The sequence below is a fragment of the Acidobacteriota bacterium genome (assembly GCA_009861545.1).
In the GTDB taxonomy this organism is placed as follows: domain Bacteria; phylum Acidobacteriota; class Vicinamibacteria; order Vicinamibacterales; family UBA8438; genus WTFV01.
The window spans coordinates 1-10,890 of record VXME01000111.1 but is presented as its reverse complement, the minus strand read 5'-3'; the positions used below and the strand labels follow the sequence as shown (position 1 = coordinate 10,890).

Annotated in this window: 10 protein-coding genes; 5 read left to right on the top strand and 5 right to left on the bottom strand. The window is 68.4% G+C overall.

Annotated elements, in window-relative coordinates; translation table 11 throughout:
* The first annotated feature begins 138 nt into the window (after positions 1-138).
* The 5 genes from F4X11_18230 (at position 139) to F4X11_18210 (ending at position 3,996) form a co-directional block, all read left to right on the top strand.
* A complete protein-coding gene (locus F4X11_18230) occupies positions 139-498 on the top strand; it encodes an energy transducer TonB (protein MYN66943.1) in 360 nt (119 codons plus the stop codon).
* Complete coding sequence (locus F4X11_18225; protein ID MYN66942.1) at positions 495-1,874, top strand: hypothetical protein; 1,380 nt, start codon at positions 495-497, stop codon at positions 1,872-1,874. The genes F4X11_18230 and F4X11_18225 overlap by 4 nt, the downstream gene beginning before the upstream one ends.
* A gap of 205 nt (positions 1,875-2,079) precedes the next feature.
* Complete coding sequence (locus tag F4X11_18220) at positions 2,080-2,538, top strand: OmpA family protein (protein ID MYN66941.1); 459 nt, start codon at positions 2,080-2,082, stop codon at positions 2,536-2,538.
* Positions 2,539-2,675: 137 nt separating this feature from the next.
* Positions 2,676-3,509 (top strand): tol-pal system protein YbgF, encoded by an 834-nt coding sequence (ybgF, locus tag F4X11_18215; protein ID MYN66940.1) that lies wholly within the window; start codon positions 2,676-2,678, stop codon positions 3,507-3,509.
* A gap of 34 nt (positions 3,510-3,543) precedes the next feature.
* Positions 3,544-3,996 carry a single-stranded DNA-binding protein gene (locus F4X11_18210; GenBank protein MYN66939.1) on the top strand — a complete coding sequence of 151 codons (453 nt, stop codon included), beginning with the start codon at positions 3,544-3,546 and terminating at the stop codon, positions 3,994-3,996.
* Positions 3,997-4,119: 123 nt separating this feature from the next.
* Here F4X11_18210 and F4X11_18205 read toward each other — a convergent pair whose 3' ends face one another.
* From F4X11_18205 to recJ, 5 genes are read right to left on the bottom strand one after another with little or no spacing between them, the layout of a single operon-like run.
* Complete coding sequence (locus F4X11_18205) at positions 4,120-4,488, bottom strand: cupin (GenBank protein ID MYN66938.1); 369 nt, start codon at positions 4,486-4,488, stop codon at positions 4,120-4,122.
* A 22-nt stretch (positions 4,489-4,510) separates the two neighbouring features.
* Positions 4,511-6,088, bottom strand: a complete 1,578-nt coding sequence (gene rpoN, locus F4X11_18200; GenBank protein ID MYN66937.1) for an RNA polymerase factor sigma-54 — start codon at positions 6,086-6,088, stop codon at positions 4,511-4,513.
* Positions 5,994-6,722, bottom strand: coding sequence for an LPS export ABC transporter ATP-binding protein (gene lptB / locus F4X11_18195; GenBank protein MYN66936.1), 729 nt, complete (start codon positions 6,720-6,722; stop codon positions 5,994-5,996). The genes rpoN and lptB overlap by 95 nt, the downstream gene beginning before the upstream one ends.
* A gap of 34 nt (positions 6,723-6,756) precedes the next feature.
* Positions 6,757-9,036, bottom strand: a complete 2,280-nt coding sequence (locus F4X11_18190) for a hypothetical protein (protein ID MYN66935.1) — start codon at positions 9,034-9,036, stop codon at positions 6,757-6,759.
* A 7-nt stretch (positions 9,037-9,043) separates the two neighbouring features.
* Positions 9,044-10,831: a single-stranded-DNA-specific exonuclease RecJ gene (recJ, locus tag F4X11_18185; protein MYN66934.1), complete on the bottom strand. Its 1,788-nt coding sequence runs from the start codon at positions 10,829-10,831 to the stop codon at positions 9,044-9,046.
* Positions 10,832-10,890: the final 59 nt, after the last annotated feature.

Below are 10,890 nucleotides of genomic sequence, written 5' to 3'. Positions count from 1 at the left end.
GGGGGGGGGGGGGGGGGGGGGGGGCGGGCGGAGAGGCGGGGCGGGGGGGGGGCCCGGGCGGGCGCGGCCCCCCCGCCCCGGCCCGCGCCCCGCTTCGTACCCCGCCCCCGGGGCCCGCCGGCCCGCGAGGGACGGGCGATGGCCGATACGGGGGTCGAAGGGATGGGCGTCGGGCTCTCGGGGGGCGGGCTCGGGGGAAACGGCGCCGAGCTCGATGTCGGGGACTTCTGCTGTCCTCGATACCTGTCGACGATGATCGAGTTGATCCGCAGGCGGTGGGACAACAATCAACACGTCACCGGCTCGGTCGTCGTCCGTTTCACCATCGGACGAAACGGCGAGATCGACGACGTGGGCGTGGACCGCTCCAGCGGCTACTTCGCCCTCGACACGAGCGCGCAGCGCGCCGTACTGCTGACGCGCGCTCTGCCGCCGCTGCCCCGGGACTATCCGGACGATGACCTGCCCGTTCGCCTTACCTTCGAGTATCAGCCATGACCACCAGACCAGCTCTTCGCGTCGCGTCGCTCGTGCTGGCCCTGCCCGCCGCCGGGGCCCTGCTCTTCGCCCAGCAGTCCCCGGATCAGCCGCCGGGCGCACGGTCCGGCGTCGATCTCATCATCGGCGATCGCATCGGCGCGCAGCCGCGCCTCGCCGTGCCCGACTGCCTGGCTCTGACGAGCGACCCGGAGACCCTGGACGCGGCATCGACGATTGCCCAGGTGCTCTTCGACGACCTCGATTTCGAGCGTGAATTCCGGATGGTGGCCCGCGACACCTATCGCACCATTCGGCGCGCTCGCAGCCTGACGGACCTGCCGCTGGATGCCTGGCAGGAGTTGGGCGCGGACGGGGTCGTGAGCTGCTCGGTGGAGCGGCAGCCGGACGGGCAACTGCTGGTCCGGGCGAGACTGTTCAACGTGCGGTCGCTCGACTCGACCCTCGGCGTCGAGTACACGGGCTCGTACCGCGACGTTCGCCTCTACGCGCACGCGCTGTCCGACGAGATCCACCGCCAGCAACGCGGCCTCGAGGGCATCGCGCGCAGTCATCTGGCCTTCGTTTCCGATCGCGACAGCGAGTCGGTGCTCGGGCTCGTGCCGAATCGGCAGACGAAGGAGATCTACGTATCCGACTACGACGGCGCCAACGTCCGGCGCGTGACCGTCACCCGGTCGCTCAACGTCACGCCCACCTGGACGCCCGATGCTCGCGCGGTCGCGTACACGTCGTACCGCTCCGGGCAGCAGGACATCGTCGTCTCCCACATCTACGAGGGGCGGCTGGAGACGCCGGCCGCCGGCAACGAGCGCGAGCACAACTGGCTGCCCGCCTTCTCGCCGGACGGCAGCCAGATCGCCTTCAATTCCAATCGGGACGGGAATCCGGAGCTGTACGTCATGAACGTCGACGGCACGAACCTCCGGCGTCTGACCAATCACCCGGCGATCGATACCAGCCCCACGTGGTCGCCGCTCGGGCACCAGATCGCGTTCACGTCGGACCGCACCGGATCGCCGCAGATCTACGTCGTCGGCGTCGACGGCGCCGGTCTCCGCCGCATCACGTTCGAGTCCTATTGCGATCGCCCCACATGGTCGCCGAGCCCGTACAACGAGATCGCCTATTCGTCGCGCACCGGGCCCGGTCACGACATCAAGGTCGTCGACCTCGCGACGAACGAGGTGCGGCAGCTCACCTTCGGACAGGGCACGAACGAGAGTCCGAGCTACTCGGCCAACGGCCGGCACCTGGTGTTCTCGTCGACGCGCGGGAGCGGCAGCAAGCAGATCTTCGTCATCGGCCGGGACGGACGGGGGCTGCGCCAGATCACTTACATGGGCAACAACGAGATGCCGAGCTGGTCACGGTGACCGCCGCCGGCATGATCGACGCGACGGAGCCTCCGCTGCGGGGGGCGACGCCGGATGAGGGACAGAGATGAACGCATACCAATCATCGTTGCCGCGCCGCACTCTGATCGGCGTGGCTCTCGTGGGCCTGCTCGGTGCATCCTGCGTGCGTAACCCGGCGCCCGTCGAACCCGAGCGTCCGGACCCGCCGCCGGGAGCACGCCAGGTGGCGCCGGTCAGGCCGCAGCCGCCGGCGGTGCGGGATGCTGCGCCGCCTCCGCTGCCATTGCCGCCTCCGCTGCCCGAAGAGAACATCGCCTCCCGGCCGCTCGAGGAGATCAATCGGGAGGCTCCGCTGCAGGCGGTGTTCTTCGGGTACGACAGCAGCGAGCTCGACGCGGCCGGAAGAGCGGCCGTCGAGGCCAATGCCGCCATCCTGGTGCAGAACCCGCTGTGGGTGATTGCAGTAGAGGGACACTGCGACTCGCGGGGGACGCCCGAGTACAACCTCGCGCTCGGAGAGCGGCGGGCGTACGCCGTCCGGGATCATCTCGTCAACCTGGGGATCTCGCCCGGTCGGGTGCAGACCATCAGCTACGGCGAGGAGTTCCCTTTCGTGCCGGGCGAGACGGAGGATGCCTGGGCCGCCAATCGGCGAGCCCACTTCGTCGTCACCGGCCAATGAGAACCCGGAAGTCGCATGACGCCCGGCTCACCCGCGGGGTACAGTATCGAGCACACCTCGACGACAGTTCGGGCGGCGCCTGAGACCTTGGCGAAGAACGTGCCTGGTGAGGCTGCGGCCCGAGGGGAGATGCTCTCATGACACGCATCGCGGCTGGATTCCTGCTCGCGCTCCCGTTCACGACGACCGCCGCCGTGGCTGCGGACCGCGAGCACGAGCAACTCATGGCGGACATTCGCATGCTGCACGAGCAGTCGATGCGGCTGCACCTGGCGTTCAACGGCATCGTGGAGGCCATCGAGACACTCGCGGCGAATCAGCAAGAGCTCGAAACGGCGATGCGACGAGCGTTCGCCGATCAGCGGCTGGTGATCGACAACGTGGGCTCCAATACCCGGGTACTGCGGGAGAAGCTCGACGAAACCAACGTGCGAATCTCTTCACTCTCGCAGGAAGTCGAAGCGCTGCGTATCTCGATTCCACCGATGCCGGTTCAGACAACCGGGTTGCCGGAGGATACGGAGACGGCGCAACCCGACTCGGCGGCGGCCGCCCCGGCCGCTCCCGCCCCGGCCGCTCCCGTGGTCGCCGGCGGCTCGCCGCAGCGGCTGTACAACACGGCCTGGGCCGACTACGCCTCCGGTCAATGGGCGCTGGCGATCACCGGTTTCGAGGCGTACGTCTCGACGTATCCACGCTCGGAGATGACCGATGACGCCGCGTTCTACATCGGTGAGACCTATTTCCTGCAGGGCGATTTTCAGGGCGCGGTCGAGGCCTACGAACAGGTCGTGATGAACTATCCGAACGGGGACAAGGTTCCCGAGGCCGCGTACAAGCGGGGGCTGGCGTTCGATCGCCTCGGCGAACCGGATCGCGCCAGGGAGTCGTTCGACCTGGTCGTAACCAACTATCCGGACAGTCGGATGGCCGCTCTGGCACAGCAATTGCTTGACAGATTGAGCCAGTGAACCAACTTTTCGGAAGGACACGGGTGACGGCACCATGGGCAGCGTGAACAAGGTCATTCTCGTTGGCAATCTCGGCCGGGATGCGGAATTACGCTACACCCCCGGCGGCGCGGCGGTGGCGAACTTCAGTCTCGCCACGACCGAGACCTGGACGGACAAGAACAGCGGGCAACGCCAGGAGCACACCGAGTGGCACCGGGTGGACGTCTGGGGCAAGCAGGCGGAGACCCTGCAGGAATACCTGCTGAAGGGCAGACAGATCTACGTCGAAGGGAGCCTCCGGACACGGCAGTGGGATGATCGCGACGGCAACAAGCGTTACTCGACCGATATCCGCGCCAATCGCGTGGTGCTGCTCGGCAGGGGCGACGGCAGCGGCCGGCGCGCGGAGGGCGGCGGGGATGGCCGGAGTCAGGCGCCGGCCCCATCCGAGCAGGGGGCGCCGGGCGGCGGTCCCGATCTGACCGAAGACGACATTCCGTTCTGAGGTCGGCCAGACTGCTAGGAGCTTGCGCCGCAGAACGCAGCGAAGCGAAGTGGCGAGGCGCAGGCTCCTGGGAAGGTGGGGGCTGGGGCCGAACGCGGTGCCGTGGCGCCGGGTTTGGCGGCGCTAGGCGTCGGTCGTGCCCTCGCGGCCGTACCGGTCATCGAGCCGCACGACGTCCTCGAGTTCCGGAGTCGACACCTCGAACACGTCGCTGTCGTCGATTGCAGTCATCCGATGCACGGTTCCGGGGGCTATGTGTACCCGGTCTCCCGGCTGCATCTCCCAACTGCGGGTCCGACCCGCCGGGCCGAGTTCGAAGAGCAGCCGCCCGCTCCAGAGCAGCAGGGTCTCTTCCTTGCGGTTGTGGTACTGCAGGCTGAGTGCGTGCCCGGCGCGCACGTGGATCACTTTCCCGACGTAGCGTCCGGTCTTCGCCCAGATCAGCTCGTAGCCCCACGGCTTCTCTACCCTCGTCGCTTCCCCGTCGGTCACCGCTGCTGACTCCTCGGACCTGTCAATAGTGCTCGCGACGCCGGCTCGACGTCGGGATCTTCAACTCTTCACGGTACTTGGCGATCGTCCGCCGCGCCAGCACCAGCCCCTCGTCCTGCAGGAGCCGCACGATCCGGGAGTCGCTCAGCGGCTTCCGGGCGTCCTCCTGCGCGATGATCTTGCGGATGCGCTCCTTGACCTTGACGGACGATACCGTCTCACCGTACGCGCTGTTGATGCCGCTGTGGAAGAAGTACTTCATCTCGAACACGCCCTGCGGGGTATGCATGTACTTGTTGGTCACGACGCGGCTCACGGTCGACTCGTGCATGCCGATGTCGTTGGCGACGTCGCGCAGCACGAGCGGACGCAGATGCTCGATGCCGTGATCGAGAAAGCCGCGCTGGAAGCGAATGATGCTCGTCGCGACCTTGTGGATGGTCCGTTGCCTCTGGTCCACCGACTTGATCAACCACTTCGCGGACTCGATCTTCTTCTTCACGTAGGCGCGCGTCTCCTCCGAGCTCCGGCTGGCCTTGCTCATCATGCGCCGGTACACCGGGCTGATTCGAAGTTGCGGCACACGGTCGTCGTTCAGCACGGCGACGTAGTCGTTCTCGACCTTGATGACGGAGACGTCGGGAATGACGTAGCGTGACTCGACGGGGTTCAGCCGGCTGCCCGGCTTCGGATCGAGCTGGCGCAGTGCCTCGACGTGCTCCTTGAGGGTCGCGATGTTCATGTCGAGCTTGCGTGCGAGCTCCGGCATCCGGCCATGCTGCAGCAGGTGGAGGTGCTCCCGGACTATCGTCTCGCACGGCGTCCCTCCGAGGCCGCGCTGCTCCATCTGCAACAGGAGGCACTCCCGGAGGTCGCGCGCCGCGACACCGATGGGATCGAGCGTCTGCACGCGAGCCAGCACGCGTTCGACCTCGGTGATCGGCCACGGCCCCATCGAGGCGATTTCGTCTATCGACGCGACCAGGTAGCCGTCATCGTTCAGGTTGCCGACGATCGCGGATCCAATCTCCCGCAACCGGTCGTCATCCGTCTGCTCTCCAAGCTGGCGCAGCAGATGGTCGGACAGCGACGTGCCTGTCGACAGGGTATTCTCTATCGGCGGGAGCTCCTTGACCTCGGTCGGCGTGCGGGCGCGATAGCCGTCATCCAGGTAGTCACCGAAGAACTCGTAGTCCGCATCCTCCCAGGCGTCCTGCTGGTCGGCAGCAGGCTCGGCCTCGCGCGTATCGCTCCGATCCGTATCGGCCTTTTCAGCCTGCTCGGCGGGTTCCGCGGGTGTACTCTCGTCCGAAATCTCCTCCAGTACCGGGTTCTCGACGATCTCCTGGTTTATGTAGTCCACGAGCTCGACCGTCGGCATCGGCAGCAGCTTGATTGCCTGCTGCAGCGACGGGGTGAGAATGAGCTTCTGCGACAGCCGGGTCTGGAGCTTCTGCTGAATGGCCATCGATGCCTGGGCGGCCGGGGGAACACCTTCTTCGATCTTAGTCCAAACGAAATCCCGCGCCCAGATAGATGCGCTTGACCTCTTCGTCGCTTGCCAGCTCCTCCGGCGTCCCGCTCCTGAACACGCCGCCATCGTGAATGATGTAGGCGCGGTCGGTGATCCGCAGCGTCTCGCGCACGTTGTGATCCGTCATCAGAACCCCGATCCCGCGTTCCTTCAGGTGAAAGATGATCGCCTGGATGTCGCTCACGGCAATCGGGTCGATCCCGGCGAAAGGCTCGTCGAGGAGCATGAAGGAGGGCGACATCACGAGCGCCCGGGTGATTTCGACGCGGCGCCGTTCGCCGCCGGACAGCGAATGCGCCCGCGCCGCCGCCAGCGGCGTCAGGTTGAGCTCGGCCAGCAGCTCGGCCGCCCGGCGGCGCCGTTCGGCGCGCGAGAGCTTCAGCGTCTCGAGGATCGCCAGGACGTTCTGCTCCACCGTGAGCCCGCGAAAGACGGACGGCTCCTGCGGGAGATAGCCGATCCCCTGCTTGGCCCTGACGTACATGGGATCGTCGGTGATGTCCTGCCCGTCGAGCACCACGCGGCCGGAATCGGCCGCCGTGAGCCCGACCACCATGTAGAAGGTCGTCGTCTTGCCGGCGCCGTTCGGTCCCAGCAGTCCGACCACCTCGCCGGGGCGCACATCCAGGCTGACGTCGCGCACGACGGTTCGCCTGCCGTACGACTTCGTCAGCCCGAGGGTCTTAAGGAGAGCCATGATTCGGACGCTTCGATGGGCTGGAAACCGGGACACGCTAGCGACAACTCGCGCTGCTGGACGCGGTCCGCTCGGCGGACTGCCCGTCGGCGGATATCGACTGTCCATTCGCGTAGAACGTCACGGTCCGTCCCGTGGTCTCTCGACACCCGTCCTCCATCTCTTCGACGACCCGAACCGGATCGCCGGTCAGGTCGTAGCGGCCCTCGCCGTCCTCGTACGCCAGCGAGTCGCCGGTCACGCTGCGGGCGTCCAGCTCGAGCGCAACTTCCCCGTCGGCCTCGATCCGAGCCAGCGTGCGGGCGTCGTCGTGGAGGAACAGCTCGATGGCATCGCTGCCGAGGCTGAACCCCGGGCTGCTCAGCACGGCGTTCGTCGTGTAGGTGGCCTGGCGGCTCCCATTGTCGAAGAACAGCGTCCCGGCGCGGCCCTCGGTGGTCGTTTCCACGACGTCGTCGATCGTCTCGTCGTTCTGCAGCATGGTCGTGCGGGTGCGCACGGATCCCTCGGCGGAGATGTCTCCCGTCGTCTCGTCGAGGAGCACGGTCTGGCCGCGGAACTCGGTGGAGCCCTGCCACAACCGGGCGCCGTCCGAATACGTCGCCAGGGACTGCGCCGCGTCGTAGACGAACCGCCCCGCCACGACGTGTATCGGCGGCCCCGCGGCGAAGAGCCCGGGGCGCACGGTGGCGGACGAGCCGTCAGCCTCCACGGCGGCCAACACGCCCTTGACGTCGCGAAGCGCCTCGATGTTCGGTCCGTCGAGACCGATGGCAATCGTCTCCGCCTGCACGAATCCCCGCTGATCATCGAGGCGTGGCGTTCGATCCGTCGCGTCCGATACGAGCAGTGTGAACAGCGCGGCGTCCGGCGCATAGCTCGCCTCATCGGCCTCCGCGCCGATATGTCCGGACTGCAACGTGACGTTTCCGATGAACCGCGTCTCCATCAATTGCGCGAGCCCTTCCGACAGGACGGCTTCCATCCGATCCGCCCGCATGACGCGCTCGTCCGCAGCGGGCGCCGACGGCGTGTCGGCTTCCCGGAACTCGACGCTCCCGTCGAATACCGCGACCTGCCCGGCGCCGTTCGCAACGCCGCCCGCGCCGGTCGTCGAAGGCGCGGGCGACTCGTCCACCGCGGCCGCCGTCCGATTCCCCTCCCCTGCGTCCCTGCCGATCTGCAGGGCTTGCGCCTGGATGCGCCGGACGGTGCCCTCGTGCGCGGGCAACTCCAGCGTCACGTTCTGTTGCGCGTGGAGCTCGTCAACTGCCGCGCCGCCACTCGGCAGCGCCACGTCCATCGAGCCGCCGGCAATCGCCACCCCGGGTGCGCCGGCTCGATCGCCGAAGAGCTCGATACGCGCGCCGCCGCGCAGCGCCGCCTGCTCGGGCGCGCCGCCGCGGTAGTCGACCTCGATGTGCGGCGCCGACAGGTTGCGGAGCTGTCCCGGTCCCGTGCCGCCTCCCAGAACTCGGGCGTCGCCGGTCAGGACGATACGCCCCAGCTCGCCGTCCCGATAGGAGACGCCTATCGTCTCGGCAGACATCTCTCCGAAAGCCCTCCGACCGAGAACGCGGGCACTCCCGCTCAGCTCGATCACGTCGAGCCGCGACGCGTCCGCACCGAAGCGCACGATCACCGCGTCCGACTGCATGCGGTGCTCGTCCGCTTCGACCGTCACGGCGTCCCTGAACCACATGAGCCCGGCGAGCCGATCCACCTCGGCATTGTCCGAAGCGATCCGGACACCCGGCGCGTCGCCCCCCGTTCCGAGCCGCAACTCGACGACCGCCCGCCGATCGAGATGCACGAAGCCGCGGCGCCGATCGTAGCGCGCGGCGTCACCGGCCAAGCGCATCCAGCCCTGCTCGAAAGCCGCGGGCTCGGGCATCGCGACGAGGCCGGTGGCATCGGCATAGGATGCCTCCGAGGTGCTGCCGGTGAGCCCGTCTCCCGTCTCGATCGTCACCGTGTCGGACAGCCGCCACTCCCCCGTCTCCTCGACGCCGGACGCTTCGCCGCTGCGAATCCGGAAGTCGGTTCGATCCTCGCCGGCCGGCACGATCACTTCGACGCCGACCAGCCGGGCGGAGCCGTCGTCGTAGGCGAACTGCCGATCCGCCACGATCACCGAGCCGTCGCCGAGCGTGATGCGCGCACCACTGCTCGCGATCACGGCCCGCGGATCGGCCGGGGCGCCCCCGGGCGCGGCGGGCGGAGCGGTCCGGTTCGGCATGCTGTACAGCAACGTGATGCCGAACGTCACCGCAAAGGACGCGAGCGCTACCCGGGCCGGACGTTGCCACGATGCCATCGTCTTCTCACTCTAGCCCGATAGCGTCGGCAACGCGCAACTGGATGAAGTCGTTTCCCTTGTACGTGCTCCGGTCGAGCGAGAACGCCAGGCGCAGCCGGGCGCGGTGCCGCTCGAGGACGGCGGCCCTCCGGGCCGCTCTCCAGGCGACGGCCGGAAACGCCGCGCGTCCCTGCCGGATCGTCATGCGGAGGTGGTTCTGCTTCATCGTGTGGGGACCCTCCGAAACCTCGACCGGCTCGGCCTGGAACACGGGCCGCAGGTTCCCTCTGCCGAACGGTTCCAGCTCGGCCAGATCTCGAAGCAGCCCCTCGCGCACGTCCGTGAGCGCCAACGGGGCATCCACGGTCAGCCGCGGTACGAGATCCCGCGGATCGAGCCTCTCGTTGGCATAGGCGGCCAGCCGGCGCCGCATTTCCTTCAGGCGCCGCGACTCGATCGCCATGCCGGCCGCCTGCTTGTGCCCTCCGAAGCGCACGAACAGGTCGGCGCTGTGCTCCAGCGCGGCGAGGAGATCGAATCCCGGAATGCTCCGGCCCGAACCGTGCGCTTCATCCCCGTCCACCGACAGCACGATTGCCGGCCGGCCGAACGTCTCGACGAGCTTCGATGCCACGATTCCGATCACGCCGCGGTGCCAGCCGTCGGCCCACACCACCAGCAGGTTCTGCGCGCCGATGTCCGGATCGCGTTCGATGACCCTGCGGGCATCGGCCACGATCTCGCTCTCCTCTTCGCGCCGCCGTGCGTTCTCGGCGTCCAGCGAACCGGCCAGCTCGCGTGCCTCTCCCGCCGCCGCGGCGCCCGTCGCCAGCAGGAGCCGGGCCGCGAGATCCGCCGAGCTCATGCGGCCGGCCGCGTTGATGCGCGGCGCCAGCTGGAACGCCACGTCGTCGCTGGCGATCCTGCGCCCGGTCAGTCCGCTCGCCTCCAGCAACGCCTGCAGCCCGACCGTGTGGGGGCCCGCTGACAGGCGGTCGAGCCCGACCCGGGCCAGAACGCGGTTCTCGCCCCGCAGCGGCACCGCGTCGGCAAGCGTACCGATGGCTGCCAGCTTGACGAAGCCCTGCAGCCAGGGCGTGCGGCCGGTACGCCGGCACAGCGCCTGCACGAGCTTGAACGCCACGCCGACTCCGGCCAGGTCCTTGTCCGGATAGGGACAGTCGGGACGGCGCGGATTCAGCACCGCGAACGCCGGCGGAATGGCCGCGTCCGGCTCGTGGTGGTCCGTGACGATCAGATCGAGACCCAACTCGCCGGCGCGCTTCGCCGCGTCCATGCTGCGAATGCCGCAGTCCACCGACACCATGACCCGAATACCCTGCGCATGCAGACGCTCGACCGTCTCGGCATGCAGACCGTAGCCGTCCTGCAGGCGCTCGGGGATGAAATGCGTCACGTCACCCTCCAGAAGCTCGAGGGTGCGCCGCAGCATGACGGTGGAGCTGACGCCATCGGCGTCGTAGTCGCCGTGCACGGCGATCGGTTCGCGTCGCGCCACGGCGCGGAGGAGCCGATCGACAGCGCGGTCGAGGTCCGTGAGACGAGACGGGTCGTGCAGATCGTCGAGGCTGGGGTGCAGGAACCGGCGCGCCGCGTCCGGGTCCGAGACGCCGCGCTGGACGAGCAGACGGGCTACGAGCGGGTGCACCGACAGCTCCCGGCGGAGTCGTTCCGCCGCCGGGCCGTCGCACTCCAGGCGGCGCCAGACCGCCCCCCGCAGCGCCGTCTCATCGCGCACGCCGCAGGCTCCTAGCGCCCCGAAACGACTCGCTGGCTCGCCGTTTCGGCCCATCCCCCCCACTCCATGACCCTGCGCCGCGGCACTTCGCTGCGCTGCGTTCTGCGGCGCAG